At 68.7% G+C, this 18,695-nt stretch carries 18 protein-coding genes and 3 pseudogenes; 9 read left to right on the top strand and 12 right to left on the bottom strand.

The features are described from left to right. Positions 1-115: 115 nt before the first annotated feature. Positions 116-3,517, bottom strand: a complete 3,402-nt coding sequence (locus tag ACFWJB_RS20730; RefSeq protein WP_386923883.1) for a CARDB domain-containing protein — start codon at positions 3,515-3,517, stop codon at positions 116-118. Between the two features lie 499 nt (positions 3,518-4,016). Beyond that, positions 4,017-4,694, bottom strand: a complete 678-nt coding sequence (locus ACFWJB_RS20735) for a GntR family transcriptional regulator (protein WP_385464588.1) — start codon at positions 4,692-4,694, stop codon at positions 4,017-4,019. Positions 4,695-4,831: 137 nt separating this feature from the next. On the opposite strand from ACFWJB_RS20735, the gene ACFWJB_RS20740 reads away from it, so the two are divergent. Both ACFWJB_RS20740 and ACFWJB_RS20745 read left to right on the top strand, forming a co-directional pair. Beyond that, positions 4,832-5,254, top strand: a complete 423-nt coding sequence (locus tag ACFWJB_RS20740; RefSeq protein ID WP_385464585.1) for a VOC family protein — start codon at positions 4,832-4,834, stop codon at positions 5,252-5,254. Further along, positions 5,251-6,021 (top strand): SDR family NAD(P)-dependent oxidoreductase, encoded by a 771-nt coding sequence (locus ACFWJB_RS20745; RefSeq protein ID WP_386923885.1) that lies wholly within the window; start codon positions 5,251-5,253, stop codon positions 6,019-6,021. Before ACFWJB_RS20740 ends, ACFWJB_RS20745 begins: the two co-directional genes overlap by 4 nt. Positions 6,022-6,091: 70 nt before the next feature. Here ACFWJB_RS20745 and ACFWJB_RS20750 read toward each other — a convergent pair whose 3' ends face one another. Further along, complete coding sequence (locus ACFWJB_RS20750) at positions 6,092-6,682, bottom strand: SMI1/KNR4 family protein (RefSeq protein ID WP_385464579.1); 591 nt, start codon at positions 6,680-6,682, stop codon at positions 6,092-6,094. A gap of 419 nt (positions 6,683-7,101) precedes the next feature. Between ACFWJB_RS20750 and ACFWJB_RS20755 the strand changes: the two genes are divergently transcribed. The 3 genes and pseudogenes from ACFWJB_RS20755 (at position 7,102) to ACFWJB_RS20765 (ending at position 9,208) form a co-directional block, all read left to right on the top strand. Beyond that, positions 7,102-7,767: a maleylpyruvate isomerase family mycothiol-dependent enzyme gene (locus ACFWJB_RS20755; protein ID WP_386923922.1), complete on the top strand. Its 666-nt coding sequence runs from the start codon at positions 7,102-7,104 to the stop codon at positions 7,765-7,767. 190 nt (positions 7,768-7,957) lie between these two features. Then, positions 7,958-8,452, top strand: a pseudogene (locus ACFWJB_RS20760) (DUF6228 family protein); the annotation flags it as partial. A 339-nt stretch (positions 8,453-8,791) separates the two neighbouring features. Then, positions 8,792-9,208, top strand: a complete 417-nt coding sequence (locus tag ACFWJB_RS20765; RefSeq protein WP_386923924.1) for an HIT family protein — start codon at positions 8,792-8,794, stop codon at positions 9,206-9,208. A gap of 47 nt (positions 9,209-9,255) precedes the next feature. Here the strand turns inward: ACFWJB_RS20765 and ACFWJB_RS20770 are convergent, their stop codons facing one another. Together ACFWJB_RS20770 and ACFWJB_RS20775 are read right to left on the bottom strand one after the other, a co-directional pair. Further along, the gene (locus ACFWJB_RS20770; protein ID WP_386923887.1) at positions 9,256-9,582 is read right to left on the bottom strand and encodes a hypothetical protein; all 327 of its coding nucleotides are present in this window, start codon (positions 9,580-9,582) and stop codon (positions 9,256-9,258) included. Positions 9,583-9,899: 317 nt separating this feature from the next. Next, complete coding sequence (locus ACFWJB_RS20775; RefSeq protein WP_386923889.1) at positions 9,900-10,493, bottom strand: TetR/AcrR family transcriptional regulator; 594 nt, start codon at positions 10,491-10,493, stop codon at positions 9,900-9,902. A gap of 241 nt (positions 10,494-10,734) precedes the next feature. Between ACFWJB_RS20775 and ACFWJB_RS20780 the strand changes: the two genes are divergently transcribed. Beyond that, entirely contained in the window at positions 10,735-11,880 is a 1,146-nt protein-coding gene (locus ACFWJB_RS20780; RefSeq protein ID WP_386923891.1) for an FAD-dependent oxidoreductase, read from the top strand. On the opposite strand, the pseudogene ACFWJB_RS20785 reads toward ACFWJB_RS20780, so the two are convergent. From ACFWJB_RS20785 to ACFWJB_RS20795, 3 genes and pseudogenes are all read right to left on the bottom strand, one after another. Next, positions 11,877-12,194 (bottom strand): annotated as a pseudogene (locus tag ACFWJB_RS20785) (IS5/IS1182 family transposase); the annotation flags it as partial. The gene ACFWJB_RS20780 and the pseudogene ACFWJB_RS20785 sit on opposite strands and share 4 nt — an antisense overlap. Before the next feature lie 201 nt (positions 12,195-12,395). After that, a complete protein-coding gene (locus tag ACFWJB_RS20790) occupies positions 12,396-12,959 on the bottom strand; it encodes a hypothetical protein (protein ID WP_385464558.1) in 564 nt (187 codons plus the stop codon). Between the two features lie 106 nt (positions 12,960-13,065). Then, positions 13,066-13,254 (bottom strand): hypothetical protein, encoded by a 189-nt coding sequence (locus ACFWJB_RS20795; protein WP_383146762.1) that lies wholly within the window; start codon positions 13,252-13,254, stop codon positions 13,066-13,068. On the opposite strand from ACFWJB_RS20795, the pseudogene ACFWJB_RS20800 reads away from it, so the two are divergent. Then, a pseudogene (locus ACFWJB_RS20800) lies at positions 13,165-14,320 on the top strand (ISAzo13 family transposase); the annotation flags it as partial. The gene ACFWJB_RS20795 and the pseudogene ACFWJB_RS20800 sit on opposite strands and share 90 nt — an antisense overlap. 134 nt (positions 14,321-14,454) lie before the next feature. Here the strand turns inward: ACFWJB_RS20800 and ACFWJB_RS20805 are convergent. Next, positions 14,455-14,919, bottom strand: coding sequence for a nuclear transport factor 2 family protein (locus ACFWJB_RS20805; protein WP_385464555.1), 465 nt, complete (start codon positions 14,917-14,919; stop codon positions 14,455-14,457). Positions 14,920-15,080: 161 nt separating this feature from the next. Here ACFWJB_RS20805 and ACFWJB_RS20810 point away from each other — a divergent pair, with 161 nt between their 5' ends. Beyond that, positions 15,081-15,524: an Rrf2 family transcriptional regulator gene (locus ACFWJB_RS20810; RefSeq protein ID WP_385464552.1), complete on the top strand. Its 444-nt coding sequence runs from the start codon at positions 15,081-15,083 to the stop codon at positions 15,522-15,524. 715 nt (positions 15,525-16,239) lie between these two features. Here ACFWJB_RS20810 and ACFWJB_RS20815 read toward each other — a convergent pair. Both ACFWJB_RS20815 and ACFWJB_RS20820 read right to left on the bottom strand, forming a co-directional pair. Beyond that, complete coding sequence (locus ACFWJB_RS20815) at positions 16,240-17,268, bottom strand: hypothetical protein (protein ID WP_386923894.1); 1,029 nt, start codon at positions 17,266-17,268, stop codon at positions 16,240-16,242. Then, entirely contained in the window at positions 17,265-17,399 is a 135-nt protein-coding gene (locus tag ACFWJB_RS20820) for a hypothetical protein (RefSeq protein WP_386923896.1), read from the bottom strand. The genes ACFWJB_RS20815 and ACFWJB_RS20820 overlap by 4 nt, the downstream gene beginning before the upstream one ends. A gap of 102 nt (positions 17,400-17,501) precedes the next feature. Here ACFWJB_RS20820 and ACFWJB_RS20825 point away from each other — a divergent pair, with 102 nt between their 5' ends. Next, entirely contained in the window at positions 17,502-18,008 is a 507-nt protein-coding gene (locus ACFWJB_RS20825) for a hypothetical protein (RefSeq protein ID WP_386923898.1), read from the top strand. Positions 18,009-18,169: 161 nt separating this feature from the next. Here ACFWJB_RS20825 and ACFWJB_RS20830 read toward each other — a convergent pair whose 3' ends face one another. Continuing rightward, entirely contained in the window at positions 18,170-18,544 is a 375-nt protein-coding gene (locus tag ACFWJB_RS20830) for a hypothetical protein (RefSeq protein ID WP_385464543.1), read from the bottom strand. Positions 18,545-18,695 lie beyond the last annotated feature (151 nt).

The following is an 18,695-nucleotide window of genomic DNA, read 5'->3' on the forward strand; positions in this document are numbered from 1 at the left end:
GCCCCCGGGCGGTCCCCCGGCGCACCCAGGGGGGGGGGGGGGGGGGGGGGGGGGGGGGGGGGGGGGGGGGGGGGGGGGCGGGGGCGGCCCCCCCCCCACCTCGGTGATGCCGTGGTCAGCCGCGCGAGGCGGCGGATCCGTCGGCCGAGCCGTTGAACGTGAACTGTGATCCGGGTTCCTTCACCAGGTCGCCCTGGGCCGAGTCGGTGATCGTCACGTTGGCCAGGGTGGCGCTGCCGCGCGCCCCGCCCATCGCGAGGATTCCGGACCCGTTGTTGGACTTGGCGATGGTGACGTTCCTGATCTGCACGTCGGGCATGGCGCCGCCGCCCGTCTTGAACTGGATGCCGTCGTAGGTGGAGTCGTGGATGTCGGTGTCGCGGATCGTCACGCCGGGGATGTCCTGACCCTGGGCGAAGAGGGTGATCGCGCCGAACTCCTGGGCCTCGCCCCAGAACGCCCCGCCCGTGCGGTACAGGCCGTTATTGGCGAGGAGGGTCTGACCGGAGAAGGGCAGGGGGTCGTGGTCGGTGGCCAGCATGATCCCCGGGTAGTTCATGGTGTCGGAGATCAGGTTGTTCTCCACGGTGTTGCCATGACCGCCGTAGATCGCCACGCCGTTGGCCCGCCAGGGCAGCTGGACGGTGTTGTTCCGGAAATGGTTGTCGTGGCCGACGTCGACGGAGGTGTCCTTCACGTACTTGTTGGCCCACACGGCCAGCGCGTCGTCGCCGGTGTTGCGGAAGGAGGAGTTGTAGACGGTCGAGTTGCGGGTTCCGTTGGAGAAGTTGACGCCGTCGGCGTAGGTGTTGCGGATGCGTACGCCGTTGAACTCCAGGCCGTCGGCGGGGCCCCAGAGCTCGGGGATGTTTGAGTAGTCCCTGCCGACCCAGGCTCCGACGTTGGAGTGCTCGATCCACACGTTGGTGATCCTGGTGTTCCTGCCGAAGCGGCCGTTGAGCGCAACGCCGCCCTCGGCACCGCCGTCTCCGCCGCGGATGGTGCCGGAGCCGAAGACGGCGATGTCGGAGATCTTGGTGTTGTCGTCGATGTCGAACCCGAAGTTGCCCTCGTGCGGGTGGTTGATGCCGCCCGCGTCCTGCGGCTGGATCAGCGAGTACAGCTGGGAGTGCCACATGCCGGCGCCGCGCAGGGTGACGTCGCGGATGCCGACCTGGTTGTACTGGCCCCGGTTCTGCGGGTCGTCGGTGAGGATCTTCTTCTCCTGGCGCCATTGGCCCGCCGGGATCCAGACGCAGGGGATCTCCCCCTTCTGGTCCGCCGTGACGGCACGCTGGATGGCGTCCGCGTCGTCGAGGCCGTCGTTGGGCACGGCTCCGTAGTCGGTGATGGAGACGCATTCCGCGGGCTTGGCGGCCGCGGGGGCGACCTGCTCCAGGTCGACGAGGTCGATGACGTAGAAGGCGGCGTTGTCGCCGGCGTCGCGCTGGAGGCGGAACGTGGTGCCCGCCGGGTAGGTCTCGGTGAGCAGGGCGTGGGACTCGTCGAACAGGCGCCGGGCGTCACCGCCGGGGCGGTTGGTCAGGCCCTCCGGGTCGTCGGTGGTGCCGTAGAGCCAGCTGTGCTTGGACGACAGGTTGAGCTTGCGGACGAACTCGCCGTTCGCGTAGAGGCTGATCGTCGCCTCCTGTCCGCCGCCGCCGGCCGCGTCCGGGATCGAGTTGCGCACGACGACCGAGTTGGACGGCGTGGTGGAGGTGAACTCCACGTACTGTCCGCCCGAGTCGAGCCGGACCGCCCGGCGTCCGGAGGACTCGGTGGCGAAGTTGGTGTGCCCGAAGGTCCGCTTGGCGTCCGCCTTGAGCAGGGTGCCGTTGTAACGGCCGCCCTCCGCCTCGTACTCGACGTACGGCACGGCGGCGCCGCGGCCGACGACGAGCGAGCGGGCGAAGGTGTTGTTGTCCTCGTTGGTCTCCTGGACGACGGAGGTGGCGTCCGCGGTGGCGGTGAGTGTCGCTCCCCCGCTGGTCGCGGTCCAGTCGCCGCTGATGGCCACGTTCGTGGTGGCACCGGCCGCGATGGCGCCGGTGGTGCCGTTCAGGGTGGTGCCGCCGACGGTGAGCCGGGTGACCGATCCGGCGGGCACGGGGCTCGTGCCCCGGTTGCGCACGGCGACGGTGAAGCCGACCTTGGCTCCGACGGCGGGGCTGGGCGGGTTGGTGGTGATGCCCGTGACCTCGAGGTCCGGGCCCGGTGCCTGGCCGACGACCAGTTTCGAGCCGGCGTTGCGGCTGTTGTTGCTGTTGTCGAGTTCGGCGACGGAGTCGGAGGGATCGACGACCGCGGAGACGGTGTAGCTGCCCATGGGCCGCTTGCCGACGTGCACGGGCACCTTCACCGACGTGCCTGGGGCGAGCGCGCCGACAGCGGCGCTGCCGGCGACGGTGCCCTCGAGGCTGACGTCCACCGTGGTCGCGGGCGAGGCGGCACTGCCGTCGTTGCGGACCGTGGCCTCGACGGTGACCGAGTCCGACTCGGAGGGCGCCGCGGGTGACCAGGTGAGGGAGGTCACGGTCAGGTCGGGTGCGGGAGCGGCCGCGCCGATGACCTCGAACTCCGCGACCTGTCCCCCGCCGGCGCCGGTGTTGCCGGAGAACTCCAGGCGCACGTCCGCGTACCGGCCGGAGACGGGGATGGTCACCGTGTTGTTGTTCTGCGCCGGGCTGAAGGTGTAGTCGGCACGGCTCTTCAGGGAGGTGAAATCGGTGGCGCCTGCCCGTCGGCCGAGTACCTGGATGCTCTGCGTGCGGGTGCTCCAGACCGGGTCGGGGTTGAGCTTGACGACGACCCCGCTCAGGTCGGCGTCCGCACCGAGCCGGGTGGTCAGTGTCGACGGCTGGCCGCTCGCCTCCCAGTAGGTGGATGTGCTGCCGTCGTTGGCGTTGGCGGCGACGTAGTTCTGGGTGGTCGACGAGGCCTCCATCGGCTTGCGCAGGGCGAGGTTGGTGCCGGCGGGCGGGGTCCCGGGATCCCCTCCCCCGGCGTCGCCGTGGACCTCCACCTCGGACAACTGGGCCGCGTTCCAGCCCGTGTTGCCGGTCACCTGGACCCTGACGTACCGGGCCTCCCCGTCGACGCCGACGGCCACGGTGCCCGCGGCGTTCGGGGAGAAGTTCCTCGCGGCGCCCGCCGAGAGGGTGGAGAACGCCTGGCCGTCGGTGCTGCCCTGGACGCTGATGGTCTCGGTGCGGGCCTCCCAGGAGGCGGGGAGTTTCAGTACGACGTCGTCGAGCTCGGATCTGGTCCCGAGGTCGATCTGCACCCACTGCGGGAACGAGCCCGTGGGCCCCTCCCAGTACGAGGCCTGGCTGCCGTCGGTGACATTGCTCGCCGGGTAGCCGCCGAGGGCCCCGCCTGTCGTCACCGGTCGGCCCAGCGCCAGGTTCGGGCCCTCCGCCGTGGCCGCGTGGGCGGTCACGGGGAGCGCGCCCGCCGTGAGCAGACCCGCCGTCACGAGGCCGACGGATACCCGCCGGCCCGGATGTCTTCCTCTCATGAGGCTCTCTCGTTCCTTTCCCTGAGTGCCCGGGCCACCGGCCCGCCGCGCGTGGCCCGGCGCACACCGCACGCCGAGGCACGGGAGCGCCGAGCGGCGGTGAGCGTCGGGCAGTAGGGGCCGGTGCGCCTGGTGGGCGGTGGTGGTCGGCAGGCCCGGAAGAAGCCGAGGAGAAGCCAGGCCCGCTCTCAAATCCAAAAGTTGAGTGATTTCGTCAATCTTTTGCAGCGCTGAGGTGACAGGTTTCTACCGCGTATCGACTTTGTCAACGGCTCGGGACGGCACAGCAGTTGGTTACCGGCACCGACGGGCCGTCGCGGCCGGTGGCACTTCGGTCACAGAGGTCACCCACCTGCCCGTCTGCGACAGGAAAGGAACGCCGCCTCGGCGCGACGGAGTTCGCCCATGGAGTACGTCCGGAGCGCCGGCCTCTCTTCCCGGGCCGGCATCCGACCTCAGCCGATGCGGACCCGATGGCCTGAGACCTCGGCGCCCTCCGTCACGCGCGGGCCGGCAAGCTGGTCAGCAGGCTGCGCCGTGCGGACTCCACGTGCTCTTCGGCCCGGCGGGCCAGGGTGCGGCTGTCGCCGGAGCGCAGAAGAACGGCGAGTTCACGATGCTCGTCGACCACACGCGCACGGTAATGGTCGTAATCCGCGTCGACGCGACGTAGTTGGAACAGGTGCAGCTGGGAGCGGATCGCCTGCCAGGCGGTGGTGAGCCGGCCGTTTCCGGCGGCTGCGTAGATCTGGTCGTGGAAGGCGATGTCCAGTGCCACCAGTCGGCGAGCTTCGCTGCCTCCGGCGATCCCGGTCGCCATCTCGGCCACCAGCCGATCGAGGCCGGCCAGTTGCTCCGCCGTCGCGGTCCGCCGCGCGGTGGTCGCGGCCAGACGGTCCAGCGCGGCCCTCAGCGCGTAGACCTCCTGCACGTCCTCGGCCGTCACCTCGATGACGGTGGTGCCGCGGTGCCAGCCGCCGCGAACCAGGCCTTCCTGCGCCAGCCGGGCCAGCCCTTCCCGGACCGAGCCACGGCTGACCCCGAGGCGCTCGGCCAGCTCCACTTCCCGCAGTGCGGCTCCAGGCGGGAAATGACCCGAGAAGATGGCCGCCCGCACCAAGTCGGCGGCTTCGTCGGCCAGACCGCGCCGGGCCGCCTTCGGCAGTGCAGAGGACATCCCCCGATGCTGACATCCGGACAACTCTGGCGCCAGCCCCCGTCCCCGCCTTGGGCACCTCCTTGTCCTGATGTTGACATTGGGGCACGGCCGGGACACGCTGCCCGGGACGCCGAGCCCGCCGGAGAGGACCCCCGATGTCTCATCGACCCGCTGTCCACCTGGCCATTCCGGTCGACGACCTGGCCGCCGCCCGCGGCTTCTACGGGCAGGTGCTGGGCCTGCCGGAGGGACGCAGCACCGACCACTGGGTCGACTGGAACCTCGAGGGGCACCAGCTGGTGACCCACCTCGTGCCGACCGCGCCGCAACCGGCCGGTACCAGCCTGGTCGGACAGCACCGGGTGCCGATCCCGCACTACGGTCTCCTGCTGGAGGAGGAGCAGTTCCACGAGCTCGCCGAGCGGCTGCGAGCCGCCGGCGTGTCCTTCGACATCGAGCCGCACCGTCGCTTTCCAGGCGAGCCCGGTGAGCAGTGGACCATGTTCTTCCGTGACCCCGCGGGCAACGCCCTGGAGTTCAAGGCCTTCCGCGACGAGTCGATGGTGTTCGCCCGATGAGCCAGGTGAGGGGCGTACTGGTCACCGGCGCATCGCGCGGCATCGGCCGCGCCGTCGCGATGGCCTTCGCCGCCGGCGGCGACCGAGTCGCGGTGCAGTACGCCGCCCGTCGTGCGGACGCCGAACGGACTCTGCGGGAACTGCCCGGCACCGGGCACACGCTGCTCCAGGCCGACCTGGGCGAACCCGGAGCGGCCGAGCGAGTGGTGACCGAGGCGGTGGCCGCGCTCGGCACCGTGGACGTACTCGTGAACAACGCGGCCGTGGCGCCCGCGGCGGACACCCGGCATCCGATCGCACAGACCCCGCTGGACCACTGGCAGCAGGTCTGGCGGCGCATGGTGGACGTCAACCTGCTGGGCGCGGCCGACCTGAGCTGGGCCGTGGCCCGCCACCTCGTCGACCGGGGCGCCTATGGTGCCATCGTGAACGTCGGCTCGCGCGGCGCGTTCCGCGGCGAACCGGACTTCCCCGCCTACGGGGCGACCAAAGCAGCTCTGCACGCTCTCGGCCAGTCGCTGGCCGTGGCGCTGGCCCCGCACGGCATCACGGTCACGTCCGTCGCACCTGGATTCGTGGCCACGGAACGGCAGACGGCCAAGCTGTCCGGCCCGGAGGGCGAGCGCCTGCGCGGGGAGAGTCCCTTCGGGCGGGTCGGCACCCCGGAAGAGATCGCCGCCGCTGTGCATTTCCTCGCCTCCCCGGCGGCGGCGTGGGCCTCGGGAAGTGTCGTCGACCTCAACGGCGCGTCGTATCTGCGCACCTGACGCACGAACCGGGCAAGGACGGCCACACCCAAGGCCTCGCGTCCATCGGCCGCTCCGAAGGGCCTGCTCCCTACCAGGGCTCACCTGTGGAGGGGTCGAGGCCCGCATCAAAACGGCGTTGCTCCTCACGCCAGTTGACGAAGGAGGGCTCGTCGGGGAGGCCGACGCTGATCGTCTCCTCCTGGAATTCTTCGTCGGTGAGCAGTCTGCGCAGGAACTCGGCCATTCCGAACGGGTGGACCTGGAGGTGGGGATTCGTGTGCCGCCCGCACACGAGCACGGGCCACAGGTCGGGATCGTCGCCCGTGGTCAGCCAGCAGTAGATGTCCGCGCCACTGGTGACGCCCCAGGCCAGGATGGAATCCTGGTCCACGTCCAGGGCCGCTCTGCCGCCGAGCATCTCCCAGGTACCCCGGGCGTTCGCCGTCTCCTGCCGCAGGCCGGTGCCGTCCGAATAGGCGTCGGGCCGCGGAACCGGCAACACGATGCCGACTTCTCCACTGAGCCGCCCTGCCCCGTACACCTGCATGAAGGCGACGTAGTCGGCGGGAAACCGGGTCCCCCAGATCTCCTCGAGCTCACTCCAGTCGATCCGCTCATCCACTCCGTGCGCCGTCGGCACGACCTGCTCCAGTGCCGCTGTCCGAGGGTTCCCGCCCACGTCCACTCCTTTGACTGTGCTGCATCCAGACGTTGGGTTCCTGACGCTCTGCTGCTCCGTGCGGTAGCGGCCTGGAAGGCTACCAGCGGAGCGTGCCGTGCCCGGCTCGGCCCCCACTGACGGCCTGGCCCAGACGGCGGGGGATGCGGTGAAGCGGTAGGAGCGGTGGCCCTTGCCGTCGTTGTCCCAGTCGAGCTGGAGGTAGCCGTCGCCGAGTCCCCGGCGGCTTCCGACCGCCCAGCGGATGGCGGAGGAAGTTGTGGTAGCCGCCGTGCGGGTGCCATCCGGATTCAGGCGGCAGAAAGATTACTCAACGGCGATGACATTCCTCGGGAGCAACAGTCTCTTTCATGAATACCCCTGTCGGAGTCCTGCGCCGGGGCACGCAGTTCACGATTCTGGACAGGAGTACAGCCCATATGAGTAATGCGGCACTGACAGCGAACCGCAGGCGTGAGGCCGGGGTGTGGCCCTTGATCCACGCTGAGCGAGCGGCGCTGGCAGCCGATCTGGCAGATCTGACGGACGAGCAGTGGGCGACGCCATCGCTTTGCACTGGCCTGACAGTGCGTGAGGTGCTGGCGCACCTGACCGCGGGCGCGAGCCTCAACACGATGCGCTGGCTGGCAGGTGTGATCCGCTGCCGGTTCGACTTCGACAAACAGGTGGCCATGCGGCTGGCCCAGCAACTCGGCACGACCCCGGGCGCGACTCTTGAACGTTTCCGTCGAACCGTCCCGAGCACGACCAAGCCTCCCCTGCCTGCCATCGCCATGCTGGGCGAGGCGATCGTGCACGCAGAAGACATCCGGCGCCCACTGGGCATCCGCCGTGACTATCCGATCGATGCCGTGGCGAAGGCGGCCGGGTACTACCAGGGATCAGACCTTGTAGTCGTCGCCAAAGGCCGCGTCAGCGGCCTGCGACTCGTGGCCGACGACAGCCCGTTCACCAGCGGTTCGGGGCCCCTCGTGTCCGGCCGAACCGTAGCCTTGATCATGGCCATGACGGGGCGCGCCACGTACCTGGACGATCTCGAAGGCGACGGTGTGGAACTGCTTCGCAGTCGCTGCGGAACAGCGTGACACGGTGTCGTGACCTCCAGCCCGGCTCCGGAGCAGCAGCCAACGTGCGCCAGGGCTGACCCGGGGTGAGTATTCATCTTGGTGATGGCGGGCCCTACTACGGTGCTCACGCGGTGGCAGGCGCGCGGGTGTGGGTGCAGGCGGTGAGTATGAGCACGCCCAGGGCGGCGGCCATGAGCGGCAGCGCGAAGTGGCCGCCGAGGGGACCGGCCAGAGCCGTTCATGCGGCCAGCCCGAGACGGATCGCGCCGAACATCCAGCCGACCGCCTCGGTCGTCGTCCCCGGCGGGGCCAGCGCTGTGACCGTCAGACCGGCCACCGTCAGCACCGGGACGAACAACGCGCCGGGCAGCATCACCGCGGTGAGGGCGGGGCGCTGGCGCCCCGTGTCCGGTTGTTCGACTGGGCGCGGGCGGATGAGTACGAGTCGGCCTTCGCGGTCGAGGCCGTTGCTGACGGCATGCGGGCTCGGCTCGAGACCGTGACCGTCACCGTCTGGGACGACATGAGTGCGTTCTTCGACGGCCTCGCACGGGACTTCCGCGGCTGGGAAGGCGAACGCGTCTGGAGCAACAATCACCTGGTCGTGACCGCGGTCTTCGGCTCGGGTGGTCACGTGTCTTTGGGCTGGACGCTTCGGCCCGACCCCCTATCCGCAGACTGGACGTGCACGGTGACGACCATGATCGAGGCCGGGGAAGGGATGACGGCAGTCGCTGAAGACCTGCGCGCATTCCTGCACCAGGGACAGCCGCCTGGGCCGGCAGCCTCTCGCCTCGGGTTCAGCGGGCCCAAGGCCGCCCGCCCGCGGGCGCCTGGGACGGCGGCGAGTGTCGTGGCTTGCCGGCGGCGTGGAGGCCCGGGAGGCGGGTTGAGAGGCCGGCCGGGCCGGGATGGCTTTGTCCATGAGAACGGGCTCTGGCTCAACTTCTGTGTAATCAACCCACAGGAAGGCAGGTCCAAGACCGGTAAATCACGCCCGCCGGGACCGGAGCCCCGGGCGGACTGTGACAGGGTAGGCGGCGTGGACTGCGTCTTCTGCCAACTCATCCGTGAGGGCACCGCACGCTGGGTAGCCCGCGAGGCTGAGACCTGTGCATTCACCCCACTGAACCCGCTCGCGCCGGGGCACACACTGGTTATCCCCACCAGCCACTTCACGGACGTGTTCGACACCCCGCCCGATGTCCTGACTGCGTCGATGATGCTGGTCCAGCGCGTGGCAGCGGCCATGCGCACGGCCCTGGACGCCTCGGGCGTCAACATCCTGAGCGCCAGCGGACCGGGATCGGAACAGTCCGTCCCTCACCTGCACTTCCACGTCGTTCCTCGGTGGGTGGACGACGGGATCTCGACATGGCCGACCGGTCACTCCCGCCGCTGCTTCACCGGCGATCCAGGCACGCAACTGGCAACCGCACTCACTCGTGCTCAGCGGTAGGGGGGCGCGACGCTGCCGGACGCTCATGCCTCGCTCGTCCCTCAGTCTCAGGGGGCGGAGCTGCCGACGACTTCCGCCAACTCGCACGCTGCCTCGGGGGTCAGACGGTAGAACCCCTGGAGGCTGACCGAGCTCTCAGGACGGCCCTCCACCACGTACTTCAGACCGCGGGTCTGACCTCGGCGGTTGCGCCAGGTGAGTCTGGCAAGCAGTTCACCGGGGATGGCCACGTCGAAGCGTACGGGCGTCGCGTCCACGTGCACCGCCATGGCGCCACAGCCGCCGGCGCCGAGCATCGACCAGTCACCGTGCCCGGGATACGCAGGACCCTCCCAGGTTGCGGGTGCCGCACCGCGGCAGTCGCGTCGATCCATGTCGATCACCCGCAGCCGACTCACCAAAAAACCTCGCGCCGGTTGACATGCAGCGCGTACACCTCGTCTCCAGCACGGGCGCCCGTCCACGCGGGCAGGGAGGAGTGAACGCCGCTGAAGGCGACCGGTGGCCGCTCTCCCCCGCGGCCCGCCTTGATCTGCAGGCCCTAAGGACGGGGATCAGAAATGAGGTGCTTGCCGTTTTGGAACAACGGGGCGTCAGATCTCGTTTGCCAGGCAGGGGGTGAGTGCGACCGATAGGTGTAGTGAGTCAAGCCGAGGCTGGTCGAGGACGGGCCCGGGAAGCGGTCCAGGTGCTACGGCGCGGGCGGCTTGCTCGGTGGCTCCCAGCCGTGGATGAGGATGTCGAAGATTGCCTCGATGGCGGCCCGGCGGTCCTGCCGGCCGCGAGCGAGCACCGGGACCTCGAGTACGAATCGGGCAAGAGCCACACATGCGAGGTTGTCGTGCCCCACGCCGAACTCGTCGGCGATGACTGCGCTGAGGCTGTCGGTGTACCGGGTCCACATGCGTTCGGCGTAGGCGCGCAGCACCGGCGTTGAGTTCACCAGGTTGGTGAACTCGGCAGCCTGAGGATGCGCCTCGATCGACGGCCAGGTGTCCAGGACGTGCTGTCGAAGGGCATCGAGGATGCTCTGATCGGAGCGGCGCTGCCGCACCGCGGCGATCAGCTGTGACTCCCGGTCTTCGTCCTGGTCGAATACCAGTGCTTCCTTGCCGCTGAAGTGCTTGAACACCGTAGCGGTCGACACGTCGGCGGCGTCGGCGATGTCACGGATGCTCACCTGATCGTAGCCGCGCTCCAGGAAGAGTCGCAGTGCGGCGTCGGCGATCGCCTGCCGGGTGGCCGCCTTCTTGCGGTCGCGGCGGCTGACAGAGGGCTCGGTCATGACTACAGCGTACTCGATAGTCGAATCAGTCGTTAAGTAGAGTCGTTGCACTTTTCGACTGGCTCTGATTCTATGAATATGCGCGAGCACCTGAGCGGCACACCCTCGTCGGCCTGGTCATCGTCTGCACCGCGCCGACCTGTTCACCTGAAAGACCTTCCACGGGGCACATCCGGTGTTGGTGCCGAGGTCGACAACGCCCGGCCTGCTCGCCTCTCTTCGCCGACTGAAAGGGACAACCATGAACTCCTCAGAACCCACCCGGGCACGCATCAGCGTCATCGGTGCCGGCCCCGGCGGACTGACCTGCGCCCGCATCCTCCAGCAGCACGGCATAGCGGTCACCGTCTACGACCGCGACCGGGGCCCCGACGCCCGCAACCAGGGCGGCACCCTCGACCTGCACGCCGACAGCGGCCAGATCGCCCTGCGCGAAGCCGGTCTGCTCGACGAGTTCTTCAAGCTCGCCCGCCCCGAAGGGCAGGAAATGCGCCAGATGGACCCGACCGGCACGATCACGTCCCATGAAGTCCCGGCGCCCGACGAACTCTTCAAGCCGGAAATCGACCGTGGCCAGCTGCGCAACCTGCTACTCGACTCCCTGCAACCGGGAACCGTGCGCTGGGGCCGCGCCATCGACAAGGTCAGTGGACCCGACGACGGTCCGCGGCAATTGCACTTCACCGACGGCACGACCATCCAGACCGATCTGGTCATCGGCGCCGACGGCGCCTTCTCCCGCGTCCGCCCGGCCGTGTCCCCCGCCGTCCCCGAATACACCGGGGTGAGCTTCCTGGAAGCATGGTTCTCAGACGTCGAGAACCGACACCCGGACCTGGCCGAGTTGGTCGGCCAGGGCAGCGCCCACGCAGCCGACGGCGAGCGCGGCCTGTTCGCCCAGCGCAACAGCGGAAACCACATCCGCGTCTACATCATCCAACGCGTCCCGGTCGACTGGATCAGCACGAGCGGCCTGACAGTCGAGGACACCGACGGCATCCGCGCCCTGCTCCTGGGCGAGTACGCCCACTGGTCGCCCCGCCTACGCCGGATGATCACCGAGAACGACGGCCCCTACGTCGACCGTCCCATCTTCGCCCTGCCGGTCCCGCACACGTGGGGACACAACCCGACGGTGACCCTGCTCGGAGATGCCGCCCACCTCATGCCCCCGCTCGGCGTCGGCGTCAACCTCGCCATGCTCGACGCCAGCGAGATCGCCCTCGCTCTCGCGAACGCCACCACCGTCGCCGACGCGATCCGCACCTACGAGAAGACCATGCTCCCCCGCTCCACCGAGACGGCCAAGGCCCTCGAAGGCGGCGCCCAACACCTGCTGTCCACCGACGCACCCGGCTTCGGCAGCGACAACGACGCCCAGCACTAGGGACTGACCGAGGTCTTCAGCCGTCGCCAGCAGATGATGGTGCAGCCGAGGGTGATGAAGGCTTGGTGGATGTCGTCGCGAATCTCCCAGCGGATGCGCAGGCGCCGGAACCAGTGCAGCAGCGCGATGGCGCCCTCTACGACCCAGTGGTGGACGCCAAGGCAAGAGCCGTGTTCGGCGCCGCGTCTGGCGATGACCGGGGTGATCTCGAGCCGGCGGACCTTGTCGCGGTAGACATCGTGGTCATAGCCGCGGTCCGCGTAGACCCGGCGGGGGCGGCGCAGGGGTCGGCCGCTCCTGCCACGGATCGGCGGCGCTGACCTGGAGTGACGATCAGGGACAGCGGACGGCAGCGGCCGTCCGCGCTCAGGTGGAGCTTGCTGGTGAACCCGCCGCGCGAGCGGCCCAGACCCTCACTTCCAGCACCACCTCCACCAGGCGGCCGACGAGGCTCTGCCACGCGTCTCGTCCTGGTGTTCCCCTTCTTCGGCCGGGCAGGTCACGCAACTGAATTCCTAGTGGTGGTCGAGCCAGCGGCGTGCCGCCACGCTCAGCGGCAGGTCGTTCGGATCGCCCATGTCATCCATGGAGCCGTCCGTCAGCCCCTCCGCCCAGTGGCGGAGGACATGCGAACGGTGCGGCGCCTTCAGCACCGAGGTGCTGATCGCGTACTCCCACGTCGTGGCGAAGCACAGCACGTCCCCGTCGAGCGACAGCATGCTGAACTCGGGCCGGTAGGGGGCGCTGCCGAGCAGCCCGTCGGCGCCCTTGCCCATGATGTCCCACTCGCTCTGCAGTTCGACGCAGTGCCATCGCGAGAGGCGGTCGCGGCCGGGGCTGAGGGCGATCAGGAACCTGCGGTCGGTCTCGGAGAAGAGTCCTCCTTCGACCGCCAGCCGGTACCAGTCGGCGTTCGCCTTCTCCTGGAGGAGCGGATCGAGGAAGTCCCTCAAGACCTCGACGCGCCCGTCCTCGAACGGGACGCTCGGCGCCTGTCCGGTAACGGTTGGCGGAACGAGCCCGTCGGGCGCGGTCCACTCCTCCACGATGCGCAGCCCCGCCGCGGTGAGAGACTTCATAGACCCCATCATTCAGTCTTCGCTGATCAGCACGCGGGGCAGGGCGGTGCTTGGGGTTCGAGCCTGGGCCGTTGCCGCCCGTCACGGCAGACGCGGCTATGCGTTCCTACCACCATCGCAGCGATTGGGTCATCCCGCTCCGGACATGATCGGCCGGACAAGCCCTGAGCGTGCAGATCACGGTTTGGATGGGCAGCGGGTTGTGTTGGCCACCAAGTTCGAGGCGATTCTGCCGCACCTCGACGAGCGGCAGCGTCGCCTGCTGATACGGGTGGAGGCCCAGTCCCTCGGCCACGGCGGGATCAGAGCGGTCGCCCGTGCCGCCGGTGTCCGTGAGGCCACTGCGCCTGCCGGAGTGCGGGAACTCGACTCCGGAGAGATTCCATTGAGACGCATCCTCCGGCCCGGTGCCGGCCGCAAACGCGTCGTAGACCAAACCCAGCCGTGCGGGAGGCACTGCTCACACTGGTCGAGCCCGACGTCCGCGGAGATCCCATGTCGCCGCTGCGCTGGACCACCAAATCCACCCGCAAGCTCGCCGAGCAGCTGACCCGGCAGGGCCACAGGATCTGTACGGATACGGTGGGCAACCTTCTGCGCGAGGAGGGCTTCAGCCTGCAGAGCAACGCCAAGACCCTTGAAGTCAGGCAGCACTCCGACCGGGACGCACAGTTCCACCACCTCAATGAACAGTCCCGCGATCATCAGGACGACGGGTCTCCGGTGATCAGCGTCGACACGAGAAAGAAGGAACTGGTCGGCCCGTTCAAGAAGAATGGCCGTGAGTGGGAGCCGCGAGGCGAGCCGGTGCGGGTCGATACCCACAACTTCCCCGACCCTGAGCTGGGCAGGGCGGTGCCCTACGGCATCTACGTCGTCGTCGCGAACACCGGCTGGGTCAACGTGGGCACCGACCACGACACCGCCGCGTTCGCCGTCGAATCCATCCGCCGCTGGTGGAACGGCGCCGGACGAGCCACCTATCCGACAGCCGGCAGGCTATTGATCACCGCCGATGCGGGCGGCTCCCGCACCTGGAAGACTGAACTTGCCCGGTTCGCCGCCGAGACCGGGCTGACGATCACCGTCTGCCACCTGCCTCCCGGCACATCGAAGTGGAACCGGATCGAGCACCGGCTGTTCTCCCATATCACCATGAACTGGCGAGGCAGGCCCCTGACCAGCCACGAAGTCATCGTCCAGAGCGTCGCCGCGACCACCACGAAGACCGGCTTGACCGTTCACGCCGAACTCGACACCAACCCCTACCCCACCGGCATCCAGGTCAGCGGTGACGAACTTGCCGCCCTCCCGATCACCCGCACCGCTTCCACGGCGACTGGAACTACACCCCAGCACCCACGGGACACGACGGCTGTCAACAACGTCGTGTCGGCGGGTGGGTGCGAACGACAACTTCATTCAAGAAGCAGCGCCGGGTATGCGGCTCGAAGAAGGGAGTGTCTTGTCGCATACTCGGCGCTGACCGGAAGAGTTACGCCGTCGCTGTCTCGGCGGCTTCGACTGCTGACTTGAAGTCGGGGTGGACCCCGATTTGATCAAGCCACACACTCATCAAGTTGTAACAATTGAACCTTTCGATCTTTCCGTCACGGAGGTACCAGAGGTCCGCCGCCGGCACGTCGATCCGGTTCCCGGTCGGTGGAATCTCGCCGACCGGAGTCGGAAACCCTCCGAGATGCGTGCCCTGAATTCGCAACTCGACGGCGACGACATCACCGAACGCATGCACCTCGAGCAGCTCACGGTGTACATCGGGGAACGAGCGGGCGAGGCCCGCGATCACCTGAGGAATCTGCTCTCCGCGGAAGCTCTGTGAGGTCGACATGTCGTTGAACGACCCGTCCTCGGTGAACAAGGCCAGGAAACCGTCACCGTCGAGAACGTCCCCTTCCGCGAGCCGGTAAGCCTCGCGAATGGTCTTTTCGTTAGCTTCCATTCCTGTTCTCCTTTGAGTTCGCAACACGCTCACGGTCCGCGCTTGTCTTTGATTGACCCTTAACGGCTGACGTAACAATAATCGTTACGACAGCTTGTCGCAACCTGCACTGTTACGACTGTGCTGTCGTAACATGGAGCGTTGCGACCGGAGGAGGGATCATGAGCGCCAACAGCAGGCTGACCATTGCCGCCCATGCGCTGGCCTGGATCGGTCTCTACCAGCGCCAGGGCCACGAGGTCGCCACCTCCGAGAAGATCGCAGCCAGCGCGAACACCAACCCCGTGGTGATCAGGCGGCTGCTCGGCGAGCTGGGCAGGGCCGGGCTCGTGGAGTCCCGGCGGGGCGCGGGCGCGGGCTGGTCGCTGGCGCGCGAGCTGGGCTCGATCACCCTGCTCGACGTGTACGAGGCAGTGGAACCCGGCCCGCTGTTCGCGATGCACCGCACCACCCCGAACCAGGGATGCGTGGTGGGTCACGGCATCCAGCCGGCAATGCGGGGCATCTACCAGGACATCGAGGAGACCCTGAGACACGAACTGGCCCGCGTCACGCTCGAGAAGGTACTCAGGGACGTACTCGCGGCACCTCGCCAGCCTCTCTGATCAGCTGGGCGACCGTAGGGTTCGGCATGGGTTCCGCCCACCGGGGCGGAGTGACGTCAGCGTGGAGCTGGAATCCCGCGCCGAACGCGTTGGATCCGCCGCCGGAACAGACGGCGGGCGCAGGCCGAGCTCACCCGCGGACCAGGCCGTGCTCGTCCAGCGGCTTTACGACGACGAGCGGGAGAAGACCGTCCAGCAGATCCCCGACAGATTCGGCGTGCCCCGTTTAACGGTGCACGGGCACCTCGACAAGCCCAGACCGTCCCCCGCCAGGCCCAAAAGGCTGCGACCGCCCACCCAGCCGGACAGCCGGACAGACCATCTGCTGCCGCACTTTCTCAGGCCCCGGGTTCCTCAGGTGACGTCGGCGGCTCGGCCGGCGTCGGCATGGGCGGCCGGAGGAGGACGGTGGTCGCCAGCGGTGCTCCGTGGCACGAGCCGGAGGCGCGGCCGGCCTACTGGGACGTGTTGCGTCAACTCGCCAACACTCCCCCTCGCTGGCGTTGACCTCGTCTGCTCCGCCCTGTTCAGCGGGGCTTCGAGCCGGTCTGGCAGACCGATCCGCTGGTGCTCAGTACGCCGGAGGGAGCAAGCAGTCCTGCGCCAGGGACAGCCGCCCGGGCCGGTAGGTAGCCTCTCGCCTCCGGTTCAGCGGGCCGCAGGCCGCCGGGACCGGGGCGCCGGGACGGCGGCTGCCGGTGCAGCGGCGCGGCTGTCAGCCGTCGAAGCTGATCCACTCGACGTCGGACTCCGGGAGGGTCTGCAGAGCGCTGCGGTGTGTGGCGCCGGCCCACAGGTCGAACTTGCCGTCGTCCAGGGAATCGGCTACGTACAGGACGAGTCCTGGCGCGACGTAGAAGCATGTGGGGGCCCGGGGCCGGAAGGGTCGTAGGGGGACGTGCTGCAGGGGTGCGGTGAGCTGGGCTATTCGTCGGTCGCTGAGGCTGTGGAGGAGGCCTACGTAGTCGGCGCTCATGGCGGCTTCGAAGAGGGAGAACTGGAGGAGGAATCCGCTGAGCGGCTCCTGCTCGGCTATCGGCGTCTCGTCGAACACGCAGAACCAGACGTCCGGATCGTCTTCTGGCTCGTCCAGGGTCCAGGGCAGACTCCAGTAGAAGGATCCCTGGTTCTCGGCGCCGAAGACCAGCAGCTCTCCAAGGGGGTCGGTGGAGACCTCGTGCCAGGGCAGGATGTGGTTGTGGTGTCCGAGCACGCCGGGCCGTTGTTCGGCCAGCAGGTACAGCTGCTGCAAGCGGCCGGGCGTCGACCGCGACCCGGCCGGCGCGGATGACGGGTGCCGGGGCTGGGGCTGGGGCTGGTCGGCGGCCGGGTACCAGCCGGTGACGAACTGCTCGAGCGCTACGGCCCGGTCCCCGTCGACGTGCTCCAGCCACCCCAGGCCCGGCAGGCCCGGTGCGGACGCGGTGGGGCGAACCCTGTCCAGGACAGGTCTGCTCAGTCGTGTGTCGAGCCGCAACCCACAGCTCGTGAGTGCGGGCTCGCCGCCGTCCGGCGGTTGCATGATGTGCGCGCGCCCACGTCGGCCCGTGCCCAGATACAGCAGTCCCTCGGCGACGCGGACGGCCAGGTGGATCGGCAGCGAGGACTCGTCGGCGCCCCACGCCTCCAGGTCGCCCAGCAGCCGCTTGGTCACCGGCGCGGGCGCCTCACCGATCAGACGGACTTCCTCCGCGCTCCACACGCCGCTGCCGCCCAGCGCGTCACCCGCCGCCGTGATGATCACGCTCCCGACGTGCCCAGCACCACGGTCGCACCACCGACGGTGAAACGCTGCACGTCGTCCGGGCCTCCCGCGAGCGCCTCGGTCTCTGCTTCTCCCACGAGCGCCCACAGGACGTTTCGCCGCAGCCCCATCACCCATAGGCGGCATTCTCGCTGGCGCTGCATCGGTGGCCGGATGCCAGCCAGAGTTTTATCCCGTGGGAGCCTTCGGTGCCTGGCTCGCATACTGGTCCGATGCGTCCGCTCTCCACGCGCCATCGGTTCCGGGATCCGCGCAGCACGAAGTACGACTTCCTCGTCTCGGTCCTCGTGCGCTGTCCCGGCTGCGCGAAGACCGCGCACGTCGTCACTGCCCCGGCCCCGGAAGCAGGGCACGACATCGGCCTCTTCACTCCAAGACGTCTCGTCTGCCGCAGCTGCGGGACGGCGAAGCAATGGAGCGGTCGAGGTGTGGCCCTTCACCGTGACCGGCACGCGCCGGCCACCGACCCGTACTTCGGCCTCCCCTTGTGGCTGCAGACCGAGACCCGGCACGGATGGGTATGGGCCTACAACCTGGAACACCTCGACCTGATCAAGCGCTTCGTGCAGGCATCGCTACGTGAGGGGATTCCCTGGCACGACCACGGCCGGAAGATGACCGTGGTGGCCCGCCTGCCCGCATGGATGCAGCACGCCAAGAACCGCGACGAGGTACTGCGGGCCATCGACCGCATCCACACCGCACTGCATCACACCTGAACCCAGTGCGCGGCGTGGAAGAAACGCAGGCTTTCGCTTGTCGTCGGCACGGTCGTGCCGCCGGCTCCGGTACCCGTGCTCCATGTCCGCGCTGAGATTCACGGACCCGGCCACAGCCCCGACCGTCACCACAACGCCGTGCGGCGCCAGCCGGACAGGGCCTAGCTTTCGTGCTGGGCACCGTGCCACCGACGACGCTCTCGACGAAGGCGGCGCCGATATCGGTATCGACTGATCCGCCTGGCACCCTCAGTCCCCGCTCCGAGGATCAGCAGCGCTGCCAGAAGCGCGGACACAACGGCTTGAGTCCCGCAGGCCACCGGCAGATCAAGTCGGAAAAAGCCCCAGCTGATCAGCGCCGAGGAAGCCGAGCCTCCGCCCAGGACCAGGAGGAACCGACGCGTCTCACCCGGGACCGAACCTCCATTGCGCGCCCACTTCTTCATGCCTTCGGCAAATACGAAAGCAGCCAGTGCCGCCACCTCAAGTCCTGACAACAGGACCGCCACGCCAAGATCCAGCACCCACTTCAGCATGTTCACCATGCTGAAACGCACGGACAGCCGCCCGCCTGAGTACAGCTACTCACATGTCACGGCCATCAAGCGGAACCCCCCACTCACCAGAGCTGCCCTTGCTGGGATGCGGCGCCCGGCTTGCTCCGTCGTCGCATCGAGCCGTGCCGGG

The organism is Streptomyces sp. NPDC127100, assembly GCF_042724095.1.
GTDB lineage: Bacteria > Actinomycetota > Actinomycetes > Streptomycetales > Streptomycetaceae > Streptomyces.